Raw genomic sequence first — 17,887 nt, forward strand, 5'->3', positions numbered from 1 at the left:
TAATCTGCCTAATAGGTTCCGCAATATTACTTTTGTAACATATATTTAGCTTCATATAAAATTAATAGCTTTTACTGGGCATTTATTAATAACCTTTTTCACCTCTTCCAACTCCTCTTCTTTGACTTTAATATATTTTAATTTAGCTTTTTTATCTACAATTTCAAAGTAATTTGGTGAAAATCTTTCACATAATCCACAGCCAACACAATAATGAGTTTTTATACTTAAGCATTCTCCTTCATTATTATTTGTTGAATTGTCTAGAGGAATCTCCTGTTTTTTTACTATCTTTGAAGTGATGTAAGCCATAATAAATATTGAAATTACAGTAAGTATCCATCTTATGCCCATAAATTTAGCACCTAGAAACTTAGCTTCATTTGCTAACATAGGTAATTTTATAACAGCCCAAGAGCTTAGAATAATAAATATATTTCCAACACTAGCGCCTTTACTTAATAGCATTTTACAGATTGGAAAAGCAGCATAAATTGGACCTGCGGAAATGCTACCTAATAATAAAGAAAACACCCCACCTTTTAACCCAGAATTATCTCCAAAGCTTTTTATTATAAGCTCCTTTGGAATAAGAGCTTCAATAACTGCGGTAAGAATAAAGATTACTGGCATGATAGATACCATTTCTTTAACATAATACATACTGTTTCCCATGGCCTTTGTTGCATAATCAGGAGCTGTTATAAAAAGCCCTAGGTATATGATTGCTACTAAAGCTAATAGTTTATTATTCTTAACAAGATTTAATATCTTCATAATAGTACCCCCATAACAAGAGCTATTAGAATAGCAAAGATGAAACTTAGTATATTTCTACTTACTGCAAACTTCAGCCCAAATTCTTGTTTTTCTAAAGGAATAGTCACAACTCCTACCATGGTTAAGGTAGTTAAAAAGGCTACTGAAGGAATAATACTTACCCCCATATCCACAAAGGACCCTACCAGTGGAAAGGCCACAAAGGGTGGAATTAAGGTTATACCCCCAACTACAGCAGCGATAACTGTTGAGACAAAGGTGTTTGAACTTCCTAATACACCCTTTATGGTTGCTGGTGGAATAAAGGTGAGTAATAAACCTATGAGAAATAATATAGCAACTATTTTGCCAATCATATTTTTCATCATTCCCTTTGCCATCTGCATAGAATGGAGAGTTTTGCTCTTATCCTTCTTCATTGAATATATAAAGAGAATAATAGTTACTATCCAAAGAGCTATAGTAAAAATATCCATATTTATTCCCCTTTATAATCTCTTGGATTTGGTGTTTTAAACACAAAAAATTCTAGCACTTCTTCATGAAAATTATTGACATTCATTTTTGTATTAAAGGGAATATTAAGAATATTTCCAACAGTATATTCATTAACTTCTCCATCATTAAATTTAGTTGTCATAGTCCCCCTTACAATTACCATATAAACATTAGAATTTGAGTAATGCTCAGGTAGGCCTGTGCCTTTAACAAGCACCATGTGATTTAAGTGAATATTTTCGTCATCTACTATTTTTTCAACTATCTTCTCATTTGTTACCATATACTTATAACTTTTCTCTATCATTGATAAAACCTCCTATTGAATATGTTATGATACTATTTTATAATTTTAACAACAGCAAATCAGTTACCATGGTAACTAATTTTAAAAAAGAGGTATTCTATGATTAAAAACAAGTTTCTAAATATATTAAAGATAAATAAGTTATTTAAAAATATATCAAGTGATACCATTGTAAATTACTACAATAGAAATAGACTCATATTTTGTGAGTATAGAAAAAACTCAGTGATTCATTTTGAAAGTGAAGTTTGTAAGTATGTGGATATAATAATTGAAGGGGAAGTTACAGTTCAAAAGATTGATGAGAAAGGCAACGTACTCACCATTGCGGAATTTTCTGAGGGAGAAAACTTTGGAGAAAACCTTTTATTTTCTAATCATCCAATATACCCTATGAGTATAATTGCTAAAAAGGATACCATCTTACTCCAAGTTAGCAAGGAATTAATTCTTGAGCTTTGCCAAGATAATAAGGATTTTTTACTCCAATTTTTAAACTGCATCTCTGTAAAAACCAATATACTAACAAGTAAAATTCAAAGCATTTCATTAAAATCTATAAGAGAGTCTATAATCGATTTTCTTAACTATGAGTATCGCATACAAAACAACTATAGGATAACCCTTCAAATGTCTAAAAAAGAGTTAGCTGAAAGATTGGGAATACAACGGACTTCTCTTTCTAGGGAACTAAATAAAATGAGGCAAGATGGATTGATAGACTTTGATGCACACTCAATTTTTATAAAAAATTTACAATTAATAAAATAATATTTTATATTTTCTCTATGTGCTATACCACTTCTTGGAAAGATATTTTAATGTTCAAGTAGTTTCTCTATAGGATTTTAAGGTTAGTATTCTTTTTATTCATCATGAACTTCATTCATCTTCAAAAATTCTTAAGGGAACTAATGTAGGTTCTCGTTATTAGTTAAGTCTTGAATTTGGTTTCCTTACAAAGAAAAACCATGGACAAATAGAGATGTAACGCATCTATTTATCTATGGTTTTTTTGATATTAATTAAATATTAGTTTTGCCTGAATCCCTGATCAATTTATTTAATAAATTGCTCAACTAATTTATTAAGCTATTTTCTAATTTTCATTGGTTCAGGGTTCACTTGCCTCTACTTAATTAACTTTAACTCTTATTAATTTCTTTGTCTAAGGGAACTTTTTAAGTCCTCATCAGCTGTACTTATTGGCATAATTCCAAAGGTATCTACTAGGTATTGTAATACATTTGGAGATATGAAGGCTGGTAAACTTGGTCCTAAGTACATATTCTTAATTCCAAGGGATAATAGTGCTAAAAGATCTGCCACTGCCTTTTGCTCATACCAAGAAAGTACTATAGTAAGTGGTAATGAGTTAACATCAGTTTCAAAAGCATCAGCAAGAGCTGTTGCTATTCTCACTGCTGAATAGGCATCATTACATTGACCTACATCTAATAGCCTTGGAAGTCCAGCTACTGTTCCAAAATCTAGTTTGTTAAATCTATATTTTCCGCAAGCCAAAGTTAAAATCACACAATCCTCTGGTACTTTCTCAGCAAATTCAGTGTAATAGTTTCTTCCTGGTCTTGCTCCATCACAACCACCAATTAAGAAGAAGTGTCTTATCTTTCCTTCTTTAACTGCATTTACTATAGTCTCAGCATGAGATAAAGTAGCATGATGTCCAAAGCCTACTAAAATTTCCTTTTCTTCTTCGTCCTCTTTAAAGCCACCAAGTTCTAGTGCTTTATTAATTATTTCACTAAAGTCCTTAGTTCCATCTTCTTTAACTTTTATGTTTTTAACTCCATCCCAACCCACAACATTGGTGGTAAAGATTCTATCTTTATATGTTTCTCTTGGTCTCATTAAACAGTTAGTAGTCATTAATATACATCCTGGAATTCCATCGAACTCTTTTTGTTGATTTTGCCAAGCTGATCCAAAGTTTCCTACTAAATGCTTATATTTTTTAAGAGATGGATAGCCGTGAGCTGGTAACATTTCACCATGGGTATAAATATTAACTCCAGTTCCTTCTGTTTGCTCAAGTAACATTACTAGATCTTTTAAATCGTGACCAGATATAATAATGAATGGACCTTTTTTAATATTAACATTAACCTTATGAGGTGAAGGATTCTTAAACTCTGTAGTGTTTGCATCATCAAGTGTTTTCATCACTAATACACTCATATCCCCTGTTCTCATAGTCATACGTATTAACTCTTCAACAGATAAGTTATCGTTTGTAGTAGCTTCTAAGCCTAAGAAATAGAAATTATCTACTTGGTAATTATTATAATTTAAGAATCTTGCTTGATGTCCATAAGCACTAATTCCTTTTAATCCATAAAGGATTGTAGACCTTAAGGAGCGAACATCTGCATCTAACTCTTGATCGTACATTATACCTGCTTTAACTGCATCTTTAAGCATTTCCTCTTTTGTTTCACTTAAATTATAGGTTGCAAAGTCTGGATACTGGCCTTCTGGTGCTTGATCTCTTAAATTTTCTTTTATTTTTTGAGATTTCTTTAATAGCTCTACATGAATCTGAGCATCAAAGTTTACATTTGTTAAGGTAGTAAACAAGCAATCTTCCATAAAGGCTACAATTTCCTTATCCATTGTTTCACCTTTTTCAATCAATGGTTTAGCATAACAAGAAATACCTTTTAATTGGTATATTAATAAGTCTTGTAGGTTGGCTATTTCTGGAGTTTTTCCACAAACCCCACTTTTAGTACAGCCTTTTCCCCCCATAGTTTGTTCACATTGGTAACAAAACATTGCATTATCCATATTAATTCGCCTCCTAAATTCTTATACTAATTCTCTTATATACTTACCAAATGCTAGAAAAATAATTCTTCATATAGATAAATATGTAAAAGCTATATTCAGTATATTACCATAATTTTCTGGAAATTAACATAGTTTCTTCTATTTTAATAATAATTATTCTCCAGTATAAAGGACTATCTCATACTCCATAAGCATCTTATTTCAGAAGTCTCTTATATTTTTATCTATAAATTTCCAAGTATTCTTTCTATTTAGCTTATTATGTAATTAAGTTTACTATTATATGGAATTCAAGACTTACCTTATACCTGAAACCTGTATTAGTTCCCATAAGGCTTTTTGAAAATCAGTGATATTTATAAGGAGTAAATTGAACTCTACCTAAAATAGCCTATAATTAAGACAAATTATACTTAGTCCTATTATTATATTATGACAAATTTCATTATTAGTTCTAATTTAGCTATACCCTAGGTTCATTGACATTTTTTGGTTGGTTGCGTTATAATCCTTTTAATAATGTATGGGGGTTTTACAGATGTACAATTTTACAGAATACTTATGGTTTTTTATTATTTATGCTTTTATTGGCTGGTGCATAGAAGTTATATATCATGTTGTAAAGTCTGGAGAGTTTGTTAATAGAGGCTTCCTAAATGGTTCCATATGCCCAATCTATGGTTTAGGAATGGTTATTATAATTTATTTATTAACTCCTTTAAAAAATAATCTTTTCTTATTGTTTATTGGTTCTTTTTTACTTACATCATTTTTAGAATTTCTTACAGGGTATATCCTTGAAAAAATATTTCATAACAAATGGTGGGACTACTCTAATCTGCCCTTTAATATTAAAGGGTATATCTGTCTAGATTTTTCAATAAAATGGGGACTCGGTGGGGTGTTTATCATAAATATAATTCACTCCCCTATATCTAAAATCGTATCCCTTTCAGATAATGTAATTGGACATGCTATATTGTTATTTCTAATTTGCTGCCTCCTATCAGATTTTATTATAACTATTTTTGGTATCATGAAAATTAAAAAACATATATATATCCTTGATGAAATTGCTAAAAAACTAAGATACTACTCTGATGACATTGGTGAAAATATTTATAGAAGAACAACTCTAGCCCTTAAGACTAAAGAGAATGTAAGGTGCAAATTTGATGAACAAAAATCAGAAATTAATTTAATGCTAAAAGAAAAGAATGTGAATCTTGAGGATTTAAAAATGAAATATGAAAAGGCAATAAAAGAAAAAAACTTCGTTCATAAGCGATTGGAAAAAGCTTTTCCAACTATTAGAGAAAAACTTCATAAATTCAACTCCAATAATATAAATAACCATAAAGAATAGTGTATTAAATAAATTCATCATATTAATCATGCTGTTAGTTTCATCTAATGATACCCCTTACAGCTATTAACAGCTCTTTATCCATTAAATAGTAAATATGTACCTTGAAAAGTAAAGTTTGTAATAACAAAAACTATTGGCATTTTACCAATAGTTCAATTTTAATTAATTGTTTTATATTAAAAATTAGGACATAGAGGCTTGTACCATCCTTGAGGATAATTGTCTACTGGACAAATAAAAGGTGCTTCTTTCCCTTCATGCAAATAACCACAATTTAAGCACTGCCATATTTCAACAGTATTACGATTGTATAAAGTTCCATTTAAAACATGATTATAGAGTTCTTCAAACTGCCTCCTATGCAAATCTAATACAACCCTAGCCTCTCTGTAAAAAATAGCAATCTCCTTAAATCCTTCTTCAGTGGCTTGTTTTTCATAATCTAAGAAACGCTCTAAGCTACTGGCTTCAGTTAACATAGAATATTGAAGATTTTCTTGTAGTGACTTAATTTGTCCTAAAAACCTTCCATAAACTTGTCTAGAGAGCCCAAGCTGATGTTCTGCAAACTCCTCATAAATTCTTGCAATAAATTCAAATCCTTCACTTCTTGCATGTTCTGCAAATAGTTGATATTGAGTTACGGTTCTTGAGTCTAGGGCAAAAGTTCTTTTTAAGTTTTCTTCAGTAATAGATCCAGAAAGTTCCATAATTTTCCTCCTAAAACGTTTTTTATATCTTACTTACTTGGTATAATATATTATTATAACTATGTTATTATTACTAAGTCGTTTCAGTAGGCTTTAATCTATAAAAATAATACTCTGGCAATATTATTTTAATTCAGAACCCTTGATTATTTCTATGAGAGTTTTAATCCTCTGTGTTTGTACCTTATCTTTAAGAAAAGCAATATGATTCACACTGATTAATTCGAAGTCATTTATTTTAACTTCAAAAAGTTCTCCATTACAAATTTCTTTCTCAACTAATATTTTAGGCAATACACTTATTCCTAATCCTTGCTTTACCCCCTGTATTAAAGCTTGTGAATTTACACTTATCCACTCTGGGCTTACTCTTATATTATGTAATAATAATCCGCTGTCAAAAACATCTCTTATAGCACTACCTTCTTCTCTAAGTAAGAACCTTTCCTTTACTAACTCATTGACATCTATGGCTTTTTCTGACACAAATTTATGTATAGGAGAACAAATAACCACTAACTCATAGGAGGAAAATGGAATCCTTATCAACTCTTCATTATAAACGATTCCTTCAATCAATCCTAAATCCACTTCATTATTAAGCACCATATTTTCAATATTTCTAGCATTATCAATACTAATTTTAGTAGGAGTATTCTTGCAAATTCTTTCAAACTCCAGTATTGCTTTAGGTAAGATGAAGTTTGCTATGGTTATGCTTGAACCAACTTTAATGGTTGCCTTATCTTCTAACTCCTTGGAATTTTGCTCTAGATCTTCATATAAATCTAAAAGCTTAAGTACTTTTGTAAGAAATAGCTTGCCTGTTTCATTCAAATATAGCTTTCGCGAAATTCTATCAAATAAGCAAATGCCCAAATAATCTTCTAAATCACTGATTGCATGAGAAACTGCTGGCTGTGTCATAAACAATTTTTCAGATGCCTTCGTAATACTTTCTTCCTCACATACTGTTTTAAAAATATTCAATTGCCTTATATTCATATCAAACTCCCTATTCATTACTGTTTAGTTATGTATTTCATAAAATTATACTATTATACTTATGAAGAGTCTATAGTGTATACTGAAACTGCTATAAATTACTTAATTAGGAGGAATGACACTTGTTGCTAAAAAAAATAAAATTATATTTTTTACTCTTTAGAATCACATTTTCTATTAGTGCTTTTACCTTTGGAGGCGGATATATAGTCATTCCTATGATTCGAAAATATTTTGTTACTAATTTAGAAATGATTAATGAGCAAGAATTATTAGATATGGCAGCTATTGCACAATCTACTCCAGGTGCCATCGCTGTTAATCTTTCAGTATTAGTAGGATATCGTATAACTGGAATCCAAGGCGCAATTATCTGTTGCATTGGTACAGTTCTACCAGCCCTATTGATATTATCTATTATATCTTTTTCTTATAGTGCATTTCGAAGTAGCAGAATCATTTCTTCACTGCTGAAAGGTATGGAGGCAGGTGTTGCCGCATCTATTTTGGATTTAGTAATTGATATGATTCAAGGTATTCTTAAGGAGAAAAATAGACTATTAACACTAATGGTGCTTGCTTCATTTTTAGCCAGTTTCTTCTTAAATATCAATGTGTTAATTATTATTATTTCCTGTGTTCTCTTAAGTTTTGGACAAGCTTATATATGCGCTAGAAAAGAAGGAGTTAAGCATGATTAAAACTACTTTTTCCTTACTTATGAGTTTTTTACAAATAGGTTTATTTAGCATTGGCGGTGGATATGCCATAATACCTTTGATACAGGAACAAGTTGTTGATAACCATCAGTGGATTACATTGAAGGAATTTACAGACATTATTACAATCTCTCAAATGACACCTGGGCCTTTGGCTGTTAATACTTCCACTTTTGTTGGCATACGCATAGCAGGTATAACTGGTGCATTGGTAGCTACTGTAGGGTGTATTCTTTCTGGATTTATTATTTCTATCCTTTTATACAACTTTTTTAAAAAGCATAAAACTGTAGATAGCATCTCAAATATACTGAAAGGTTTACGTGCTACTTCAATTGGACTTATTATATCTTCTGCATCTACTGTCATTATAATAGCTTTTTGGGGTTATCCATCACTAGGTGCTACGGCTGTGAATTTTAATATTACTGCTATCATTGTATTCACTATCTCTTTGTTTTTACTTAGAAAGTATAAGCTTAACCCAATATCGATAATTATTCTAACAGGTATTGTAGGTGTATTTTTTTATTATTGATGTTTGAAGAATATTCGTTAGTACGATTACATTATTGTTATACAAAGTGATTTAACAATCCTAAATAATAATTTGAGTATCTTAGGATATGCTCACCTAAAATAGGTAGAATATAGATTTACAAGTTTTATATTATACAAGAATTTAAAGTGGTCTTCTAATCCTTGTGTAATATTAACAGTAATAGTAGTCTGTATGCTAATGATTTAACACTACAAACTACTATTAGATAACCACATATTGTGAATATTACAAAAGGACAATCTCTATTGAATCTAAGATTATCTTTTTAATTCAATAAGTTATTACTTTTTATTTTCTTCTTCTTTTTTATCTTTTCTTGGGAAAACAAAGTTATAATAAATAAATCCTCCAATAACTATTCCCATAATGATGAATACAACTAAGTTACTATAATCCATTATATTACCTCCTTAAAAATTATCTATAAATATAAACCTTCATAAACAAAAAAAGTGGGAAACTCAAAATGAGTTTCCCACCCTAGAAACAAAAAGTTACTTGGACAAATTTTAGTTGTCCAACCGTAAAGTCCATATGAATTATTTAAGTATAGTATAACATAAAATATGTTTAAATTCAAATTTCTTATAACCCTTTTCTTTTGGCCCTACAAAGGATGTTCAAAAATGTACTATAAAACCAAATTAAATGAAGCCTCTATCAGTTATCTACTCATACTCTTATCTTATTCCTGCACTAAAATTCAAAGATTGTTTTATATATTTTTTAATTTAACTACTAGAATTTTTTAGGATAGTGTTATTCCATAGAGAGTTTATAACAGAGGGTAATCCAAAGAAGTACTAATTTGTTTTTATAGTTACTTAGGCTACAAAGACCTTTTAATAATTAATAGCCTTCATAGCCTAAGAAAAATTTCATATTATGTCTATACTAATTTATCATAGTTATTTAGCAATCTTAAGTAGTGATTTGCTTCTCTTAGAACATGATCTCCTAAAAGAGGTAAAATAATAGATTTTATTTGGCAATTTAATATTCCCTCAGTACCTTGCATCTTAAAGTCTCTAATTTTTTTAGTTGCTTCTCTACTATCCTCAGTTATATTTGATAATTGCGATAATGACATTGCATTATCATGCATTGAAAGTGCTTCCTTTGTCAACTTATCAAATTGCTTACCAAATTTATTTGCAGTGTCAAACAATTCTTCTTCTGTTGGATCTAAAAATCCTCTAATAAACTTGGCATGTTCACCCATGATTCTGTTCCAAAAAGCTTCTTGTGCAATAATTTCCCTATTAATATCTGTTTCTATACCCTCTTGTAGTCTTCCTAACATTCTAAGATAAAACATTGCTTCTCTTAAAATATGATCTAATAAAAGTGGGTAACTGCCTGTAAACATCTTACATCGTAGTACATTTGTTTTAATGGTATTTTTTAGCTTTGCAGTTTCATTAACTACAGGAATAATTTGTTGATTTAAATAGAATACCTCTTCTGATAATTTATGCATAGATTTACAACCGCTATAGTCTTCTAGGGCTAACTCCATTTCAGTTGTATTTGTGTTAATATCAATTCCAGTATAAAACTCTGTAAATTTTTCTGCTTCTAGGGTATAATTTGTAACAATCTCCCCTGTGTTTCCGGTTTTTGGTTCTACAACTCCCTTAGATAATTTTATAGTTTTCCTAAGTAAATCATCTAGTTGAAGCTTTAGCATATTTGCATGATTGAGGTAATTGTGACTTTTAGGAGTTAATGAAGCACCAACAAAAACTAGGTGCTCCTTCATTATTCTTAAAAAGAATAGGTTTAATTCAAGTGATTGTTTAATAAACTTCTCCTTTGATAACATATATTCTCCCTCAAAAAATACTTCAATATTATCATATGCATAGGTAAATATATTGACTCAGAAATTAAAAGTAATTTTATATATTGAAAAGAACTTAAAGGATGAGTACCATTTTAGAAAGGGTCAGCGCTTCTATGGAGCTGAAGTAGCAATATATGAACGTTATTTTAATAAAAAACTCATATGACTAATTATTATATATTAATGCAGTGAAAGCTTTAAATGAAAATTGTTTCTAAATTAAGTGAATTTAGATTTTATGAAAAAATAAAATAAAACACTGAGAAAAGTGCCTAAGAGCTTAATAGCTCCTTTCATTCTTTTCTTAGTGACTACTTATAAAACTTATTATTTTAAAAACTATAATTTATTATATCTAGCTTATATATATTTTTCTTTAACTGATCTTTTGTAAAAAAGTTTACCGTGACAAGACTGTTAAAAATTCAAATCAAATTGCCCTATTATTTTATGTAAATCATAGTAACATATACTGTTCAGAATAATAAAATTTATAAGATTGACAATAAAAGCGTATTTTTATATAATTGGTAGTGGAATAAGGGAGTAGTTAGCACAGAAATATTGTGTAATAAAGTCAACATACTGATAATATTTATCTGGCTTTATTTTAAATAATGAGACTTATCTGCAGAAAAGTTCTGCAGGTAAGTCTTTTTTTGTGTTAATAATCTAAATTATAAGAGGGAGTAATGAAAAATGAGTTTACTTGAATTATTTATTATTGCAGTTGGTTTATCAATGGATGCATTTGCAGTAGCCGTCTGTAAAGGATTGTCAATGAAAAATATTAGCTTTAAAAAAGCTGGAATTGTGGGCCTATATTTTGGAGCATTTCAAGGTGGCATGCCTTTGATTGGCTACTTTTTAGGCGTACAGTTTCAAGATAAAATCACATCCATTGACCACTGGATAGCATTTATACTGCTTGGAATCATAGGCATAAATATGATTAAAGAATCTCGAAACAGTAGCTGTGAGGTTGCAGTTGACACAGTTAGTGATGTGAATGTAGACAATTCTCTTAGTTTTAAAACCATGTCTGTATTAGCAGTTGCAACAAGTATTGATGCTTTGGCAGTAGGAATAACCTTTGCATTTCTTAATGTAAATATTACTCCTGCAGTATCTTTTATCGGAATTGTTACCTTTACATTATCCATGTTAGGTGTAAAGATAGGAAATGTATTTGGCGAAAAGTTCAAGACAAGAGCAGAATTTGCAGGTGGATTTATTTTATTGCTTATGGGCATTAAAATTTTACTTAATCATGCTGGTATTATTAATTTTTAAGGCAAGTTATAGGAAAGCAAATTGTGTTCACAATTTGTGAACTATCCCTAGTGTAAATTATTTTTAAATCCAAAATAAGTGGGCCTGTAGTAAAATTACTTTGAAAAGTAGTTTACCATTGATTTACATGAACTCTTTAGATAATGATTTCAGGATACATAGTATTACCAAAGATAACGTCTGCAGATTTGCAGACGTTATCTTTTTACACTGTTTATTTTTGGCCTTAATTTTTCAGTGATGAATTCATCTATGCAACTAATCCATGGATATTAACACTATAAGTAATTTTAGGAAAATAAAATATATTCTTTTATTAAACCAGTAAGGAGTTGCATTCTTTTATTATTAAATTAATAATAAAAACTACAAAATCCATTTGGGTCTTTTGTATGATTTTTTATTAGCTTTTCATTCCTGTAAATCATTTAAGTATAACTATTAATAAGTTTCTTTAAAAAAATACTTAAAATCTTCCTCTCCATGATTATCATTTTTTAAACTTTTATAACTAGACTTATTGTCCTCGTTGTGTAGACTTTGAAAACTTGTACTATTTCCCATATTGCTTATAGCTTCATTTTGTTTTTTATTTTTGTCTTTCTTATTTCTATTCATCTTATCTTCCCCTTTCTTCTCACCATTGTTTACATTCCTACTATTACTTATAAATAAATTATAAGGTATTAAATTTTACATTGAATGTAATTTGAATTTAGTTTGTATTAATCCTAGACTTGCTATGATTTTGCTTTTCTTGGTTTTCTGCATTAGGAGTTATTTTAGTTCCTCCATTTACTTGACAGCTATTTATGTTACCTTTTTTTCCTTTTGCCATAGTGATTACCGTTGCCAAAACCTTATAAAACCTTATAAAGCTTGTTTAATTCCCTGTTCAACATGTCCGATTTTGTAATTTAAAAGAATATACTACTTTCGTTTGATATAACACTTCGAGGGCTTAAATTCCCATACAACGCATGGTACATATTAGTAGTATCTTTTAAGTGATTAACCTACTAATTCATATCTTGATAAGTTGATACTTGCATTATAATCTCTATCTATAACTAAGCTGCACTTATCACAGATATATGTCCTTACTGATAGTGAAAGCTTTTGTTTCACATGACCACACTTACTACAAGTTTTTGATGAGGGATACCATTTGTCAGCTTCTATAAACTTAATTCCATTGAACTCACATTTATATTGCATTTGTTTTTTAAACTCATATAAACCTTGTTTTCCTATTGCTTTTGATAAATGCTTATTCTTCATTATGCCTTTAATATTAAGTGTTTCCATAACAACTCTTGATGGCTTGGCTTTCACTATCTTATTCGTTGCTTGGTGATTATGATTACTTCTTATATTAGCTAATCTTCTATGAAGTAATTTAATCTGCTTTTCAATTTTTATAATATTACTTGTTTTGACAAACTTACTCCCTTCTTTATTTCTTAGGTATTTGCGAGATACCCTACGTTGTAATCTACGTAGCCTTTTTTCAAGCTTTTTTACAATTCTTGTTTTATTAATATTTTTAAAAGTCATTCCATTGGAGCATATAGCTAAATCTTTTATGCCTACATCAACTCCTAGGCTGTCAGTAGTTAGCTCTATTATTGGTTTTTCTCTTTCTAAGCCTACTGATATAAACCAATACTTTCCATCAAAACTTACTCTTGGATTAGTATATTTACAGTTCATAGGTATTGCATTTTTCTTTATTTTTACCCAACCTACTTTTTCAATTAGCAAGTTACTTTCTTTAACTTTAAGCTTTGATGTATCATTATAGAAAGATGGCTTAGCCTTTTTTCGGCTCTTAAATTTTGGTCTATCAGCTAATCCTTTGAAAAAGTTTTTATAAGCTTCACCCCCATCTTTAACAGCTTGTTTAGCCACATTATTAGATACCTGATTAAGCCAGTTAAGTTCTGTTTTCTTTAAGATAGTTAATTCTTTTCTTAAATCATTATCAGATATAAACTTGCCACCACTTTTATAGTTTTCTTCTTGCCTTGTAAGTGTCCAATTATATATAAATCTTGCAGTACCTACGGATTGCCACAGTTTTTGTTCTTGCTCTTTAGTTGGAAATAGCCTAACTCTCTTCCCAAGTATCATTCTAGCTTTAGCAAACTCTCCTATTGAATAATGTTTCAATAGAATCACCTCCTAACGCTATTATACACACCTTATAAATAAAGCATACTGTTTTCTAAAGTCTTCTGCTGTTCTTACTACTGTTTTTTAACCTCCTTATATAATATTATCTATTAAGCATATAGGTTTTATCCTTCTAAAAGTTTGCTTTAAAAGTTAAACTTTAGTCACTTTTTAATTCATTTCCTTATTAAATAATGAACAATTTCACTTTGTAGATTTTGTGTACTTTGCATACTTTAACATCTTTTACCACTTTTAAAATTTAAAAGTTATTTTGCAATTAAAGCATAATAACTCCGTGATTCTATGCTACTATAAACCAAAAATCATATCATAATCACAGGCGGAACACTGCTAACTAAAATCCTAAGGTCCCACCACCAAACCTGAGTTATAAAAATTAATAATAACCTAGCACTCCCTACAAGTATCGAAAGTAAGGATATGTATATAAATATGATACTGGCTAAATGGCAAAATAAAAAACACCAGGTTCTAAAACCTAGTGTTTTCAATGGAACGAGTAAGTCTGTAAGCCGAGTTCTGTATTAGACAATCATCTATCTAGGCCCATTGTTACCAAGTGGGCTCAAGCGATACACCCGGAGACGGGACGGGCAGCCCCTATATGTCTCCCTATTGATCTTGCTCCAGATGGGGTTTACATAGCCGCAAAGTCGCCAGTGCGCTGGTGAGCTCTTACCTCGCCTTTCCACCCTTACCAGTACATGATAAATCATGCCTTTGGCGGTATCTCTCTGTTGCACTTTCCTTAGAGTCGCCTCCACTGGGAGTTACCCAGCACCCTGCCCTATGGAGCTCGGACTTTCCTCTCCTGAAGTTTCCTTCAGCAGCGATTGTCTGGCTTACTCGCAAAAACTATATTATCACATATGCTTTTAAAATGCAAATAGTATTTTATGCTAAGTTATAGGGGTCAAAGGTACTTGTTGAAATTATTACCTTATTATTATGCCCCATATCCTTTAATATATTGTTTAACTTTTTACCAATGACCTTCATTGGTGGCCATTCTGTAATAAAATGTCCTGCATCGATAATTGCAATATCCTCTTCTCTCATATCACTGACATGATGGTACCTAGTATCCCCTGTGATAATGCAGTCACAAGCTTTTTTTCTTACAAGGCTAAAATAATCCTCACCACTGCCATTAACTACTGCAATTGTGTTAATTTCCTTGTTGCCATCACCTACGAATCTTACAAAAGGAGCATTATATTTTTCTTTAACTCTATTACATAGTTCTAAAAGAGTAATAGGAGTGTTAACCTTCACTATTCTTCCAACACCGTTATTGTTGTTATCAAAGGCTTTGTTTACATCTAATACTCTGAAGTTATCGTATCCTAGTAGCTCAGTTGCTATATGATTTAACCCTTCAGCAGCGGAATCTAAGTTAGTGTGGCTAGAATATACATTTATTTTATTTTCTATAAGCTTAATAAGCTTTCTTCCAAGTAAAGTGTCTGTTGTTATAGTTTTAGGCTTTATAAATAATATTGGATGATGAGTTAGTATAAGATTACAACCCTTTTCTATAGCTTCTTCTATGACTTCAAAGGTTACATCTAATGCCACTAATATTTTATTTATTTCTGCATTTCTATTTCCAACCATCAAACCTACGTTATCATAGCTCTCTGCTAAGGTTGGTGGTGCCATAGTTTCCATGACTTTAATTACATCCTCTACCTTTAAAAACACTGCAAAAACTCCTTTAATCTGTTTATTATTGTTTCTAATTCCTCTTTACGCTTTTTTGCTAGCTCTGTTTCTTCTGTTAAATTCTCATAAACTCTAATATACTTCCCTAGTTTAAACTGGAGATACTCCTTAAATAAAGGCTCTCTTTTGTTAAGAAGTATTTCACTTACTTCGTAATATATGGGGTCAATTTCTTTTTTATTATTGTCATATTTTATCTTCATTATTTCATAGTACTTTTCTTCATCTTTTACGATGGTTTCATCAATAATAGTATATCCACTATTATAAACATATTCTCTTAATACCTCTGGGTTTTGTACTGGTTGAACAACAACATAATTTAAGGCCCTAAAAACTTTCTTACTGTCCTCTAGAATGTCCCTAATTAAATTCCCACCCATACCTGCAATTACTGCTGCTTCAACTTCCTTAGGCTTAACTGTAGTTAACCCTCCCCCTAATCTAGCAGCAATTTTATTTCCCAGATTATAATTTTCAATATTTTTTTTCGCCTTTTCCACGGGACCTTTATTTATATCACTGGCTATAGCAAAGTCTATAATATCGTTTTTAACTAAGTATATGGGAATATATCCGTGATCTGTTCCCACATCAACTATACTATTTACATTATTTATTAATTCACTTATAGCTTTTAATCTTTCGCTTAGAACCATATCTCTCACTTTATTTATGTACTCCTTATAAATTTAAACTAGCCCTAATAATTATATTAGGGCAAGTCAATATTTTATTTAATTTACTTTTAAATTTTTTCGCTTTAAATTCCCAACAAGGTGCTTATGACAGGTAACTTTGGAAGAATATTCAACTTAAACAAAGGTAATTTATTACATGAAAGTTCACTTTTTAGCCAAGGATTCATGCTTTAAACTCGTTTAAGCACTTATTAGCACAAGTGAATTCTCCCTCCAAAATGTGGACTAAGACTTTCTTATTCTTAAGTTTATCTTCTGTGATGCCCTAGGATTTAAATTGCACTTGTAATAATTTTCACTTGTAGAATTAAAAATATTACCGATACTAACAATGCAATGTATAGATACCTATAAGCAGTCTTTCTGTCATATTTTGCACAAAAATATGCTGCATAATACATACAAAATAATATTGCTGCATTTAATGCTCCATAAATCATTTGTGTAGAAACAAACTGTTTATCTGTTCCCATTGTAATTGGCTTAAAGGTTGCATCAAAAGTTAATGGCATTATATTTGGCAATCTATGAGTTAGATAATTAACTAATGGATTTAAGGTCATTACTATTATCACTGCACTTGTTAAAAATAATAGCTTTTTAAACTTTTTATCCTTATATAATTTATTTGGTTTATTAAATTTTACTTCCCACTGTATTTTAAAAATGTTATGTTTGTTTAATAGTTCTTCAAAAACTTCTGCTTCCTTAGGTGATATGGCATAATTTATCTCTTCTGTTCTTAAGTAAATCACCGATGTGTTATTAGTTACAAACATTCTTGTTGTACCTAAAGTCTTAACCACACTACGACCTAGGGCAAATCTATTTGAAGCAATTCCAGAAAGTTTAATTCCTTTAATTTTCCCTGATATTATAGTGTATCCCTTTATATCTGAAAGGGGTATTATTACTTTCTTTAAATTTCCTATTCCTGTTATTTGTAGTTCATCTTCTGTAATTACATATTTAACAGTAGCCCATAAAAAAATGTGGTATAAGTAAAAAACATTACACGCAATTAATAGTGCTCTAAGTAAGTTTAGCACTGTATAAGACCCTGTGTTGTACATTAAAAGCAATAGCAAAATATTATACATTACTGCTAATAAAACTGAATTTACTATTTCAAAGCTTTTTATACCTCTAAATACTCTCATGCTTTCACCACCTTATGGAAATTATAGCACAAAAGCTCTTCTGGGTAAATTGTTAAATTGATATAAAGCTTGTTTACCTTAATTTTATTAACTTTATTAACTAAAATTTTAATTTTAAGCTTAATAATACCTATGAAAAATTAAAACACCCCAATATTTTTAAATATAGGGATGTTTTAATTCATTTATATTCACATCTATA

Annotated in this window: 18 protein-coding genes and 1 other RNA gene; 5 read left to right on the forward strand and 14 right to left on the reverse strand. The window is 30.0% G+C overall.

All coding sequences use genetic code 11. The features are described from left to right. Nucleotides 1–51: 51 nt before the first annotated feature. Genes B3040_RS00750 through B3040_RS00760 form a run of 3 tightly spaced genes read right to left on the reverse strand, consistent with a single transcriptional unit; the run spans nt 52 to nt 1,585 of the window. The gene (locus tag B3040_RS00750; protein ID WP_291569354.1) at nt 52–777 is read right to left on the reverse strand and encodes a permease; all 726 of its coding nucleotides are present in this window, start codon (nt 775–777) and stop codon (nt 52–54) included. After that, nucleotides 774–1,256, reverse strand: coding sequence for a permease (locus B3040_RS00755; RefSeq protein ID WP_291569355.1), 483 nt, complete (start codon nt 1,254–1,256; stop codon nt 774–776). The genes B3040_RS00750 and B3040_RS00755 overlap by 4 nt, the downstream gene beginning before the upstream one ends. 2 nt (nt 1,257–1,258) lie before the next feature. Next, the gene (locus tag B3040_RS00760) at nt 1,259–1,585 is read right to left on the reverse strand and encodes a cupin domain-containing protein (RefSeq protein ID WP_291569356.1); all 327 of its coding nucleotides are present in this window, start codon (nt 1,583–1,585) and stop codon (nt 1,259–1,261) included. 99 nt (nt 1,586–1,684) lie between these two features. Between B3040_RS00760 and B3040_RS00765 the strand changes: the two genes are divergently transcribed. Continuing rightward, on the forward strand, nt 1,685–2,356 hold the full coding sequence (locus B3040_RS00765; protein WP_291569357.1) for a Crp/Fnr family transcriptional regulator: 672 nt from the start codon (nt 1,685–1,687) through the stop codon (nt 2,354–2,356). A gap of 384 nt (nt 2,357–2,740) precedes the next feature. Here B3040_RS00765 and hcp read toward each other — a convergent pair whose 3' ends face one another. After that, nucleotides 2,741–4,393 (reverse strand): hydroxylamine reductase, encoded by a 1,653-nt coding sequence (gene hcp / locus B3040_RS00770; protein WP_291569358.1) that lies wholly within the window; start codon nt 4,391–4,393, stop codon nt 2,741–2,743. 541 nt (nt 4,394–4,934) lie between these two features. Between hcp and B3040_RS00775 the strand changes: the two genes are divergently transcribed. Next, the gene (locus B3040_RS00775) at nt 4,935–5,762 is read left to right on the forward strand and encodes a putative ABC transporter permease (RefSeq protein WP_291569359.1); all 828 of its coding nucleotides are present in this window, start codon (nt 4,935–4,937) and stop codon (nt 5,760–5,762) included. A 179-nt stretch (nt 5,763–5,941) separates the two neighbouring features. On the opposite strand, the gene B3040_RS00780 is transcribed toward B3040_RS00775, so the two are convergent. Together B3040_RS00780 and B3040_RS00785 are read right to left on the reverse strand one after the other, a co-directional pair. After that, nucleotides 5,942–6,475, reverse strand: coding sequence for a rubrerythrin family protein (locus tag B3040_RS00780; protein ID WP_291569360.1), 534 nt, complete (start codon nt 6,473–6,475; stop codon nt 5,942–5,944). Nucleotides 6,476–6,598: 123 nt separating this feature from the next. Beyond that, complete coding sequence (locus B3040_RS00785) at nt 6,599–7,480, reverse strand: LysR substrate-binding domain-containing protein (protein ID WP_291569361.1); 882 nt, start codon at nt 7,478–7,480, stop codon at nt 6,599–6,601. 125 nt (nt 7,481–7,605) lie between these two features. Here B3040_RS00785 and B3040_RS00790 point away from each other — a divergent pair, with 125 nt between their 5' ends. Together B3040_RS00790 and B3040_RS00795 are read left to right on the forward strand one after the other, a co-directional pair. Beyond that, on the forward strand, nt 7,606–8,181 hold the full coding sequence (locus tag B3040_RS00790) for a chromate transporter (RefSeq protein WP_291569433.1): 576 nt from the start codon (nt 7,606–7,608) through the stop codon (nt 8,179–8,181). Next, on the forward strand, nt 8,174–8,737 hold the full coding sequence (locus B3040_RS00795) for a chromate transporter (protein ID WP_291569362.1): 564 nt from the start codon (nt 8,174–8,176) through the stop codon (nt 8,735–8,737). Before B3040_RS00790 ends, B3040_RS00795 begins: the two co-directional genes overlap by 8 nt. 913 nt (nt 8,738–9,650) lie before the next feature. Here the strand turns inward: B3040_RS00795 and B3040_RS00800 are convergent. Beyond that, nucleotides 9,651–10,586: a DUF2935 domain-containing protein gene (locus B3040_RS00800; RefSeq protein WP_291569363.1), complete on the reverse strand. Its 936-nt coding sequence runs from the start codon at nt 10,584–10,586 to the stop codon at nt 9,651–9,653. A gap of 720 nt (nt 10,587–11,306) precedes the next feature. Between B3040_RS00800 and B3040_RS00805 the strand changes: the two genes are divergently transcribed. Beyond that, on the forward strand, nt 11,307–11,900 hold the full coding sequence (locus B3040_RS00805; RefSeq protein WP_291569364.1) for a manganese efflux pump MntP family protein: 594 nt from the start codon (nt 11,307–11,309) through the stop codon (nt 11,898–11,900). A 441-nt stretch (nt 11,901–12,341) separates the two neighbouring features. Here the strand turns inward: B3040_RS00805 and B3040_RS00810 are convergent, their stop codons facing one another. From B3040_RS00810 to B3040_RS00840, 7 genes are all read right to left on the reverse strand, one after another. Continuing rightward, on the reverse strand, nt 12,342–12,518 hold the full coding sequence (locus tag B3040_RS00810) for a hypothetical protein (protein WP_291569365.1): 177 nt from the start codon (nt 12,516–12,518) through the stop codon (nt 12,342–12,344). A 97-nt stretch (nt 12,519–12,615) separates the two neighbouring features. Beyond that, a complete protein-coding gene (locus tag B3040_RS00815; protein ID WP_291569366.1) occupies nt 12,616–12,738 on the reverse strand; it encodes a hypothetical protein in 123 nt (40 codons plus the stop codon). A 173-nt stretch (nt 12,739–12,911) separates the two neighbouring features. Next, the gene (locus B3040_RS00820; RefSeq protein WP_291569434.1) at nt 12,912–14,033 is read right to left on the reverse strand and encodes an RNA-guided endonuclease InsQ/TnpB family protein; all 1,122 of its coding nucleotides are present in this window, start codon (nt 14,031–14,033) and stop codon (nt 12,912–12,914) included. A gap of 558 nt (nt 14,034–14,591) precedes the next feature. Next, nucleotides 14,592–14,948: RNase P RNA component class A (rnpB, locus tag B3040_RS00825), an RNA gene on the reverse strand. Nucleotides 14,949–14,993: 45 nt separating this feature from the next. Next, a complete protein-coding gene (locus B3040_RS00830; protein ID WP_291569367.1) occupies nt 14,994–15,803 on the reverse strand; it encodes a Nif3-like dinuclear metal center hexameric protein in 810 nt (269 codons plus the stop codon). After that, nucleotides 15,794–16,483 (reverse strand): tRNA (adenine(22)-N(1))-methyltransferase, encoded by a 690-nt coding sequence (locus B3040_RS00835; protein ID WP_291569435.1) that lies wholly within the window; start codon nt 16,481–16,483, stop codon nt 15,794–15,796. Before B3040_RS00835 ends, B3040_RS00830 begins: the two co-directional genes overlap by 10 nt. A 314-nt stretch (nt 16,484–16,797) precedes the next feature. Further along, entirely contained in the window at nt 16,798–17,685 is an 888-nt protein-coding gene (locus tag B3040_RS00840; RefSeq protein WP_291569368.1) for a PH domain-containing protein, read from the reverse strand. Between the last annotated feature and the right edge of the window lie 202 nt (nt 17,686–17,887).

The sequence above is a fragment of the Clostridium sp. UBA4548 genome (assembly GCF_002387895.1).
Lineage (GTDB): Bacteria > Bacillota > Clostridia > Clostridiales > Clostridiaceae > Clostridium_J.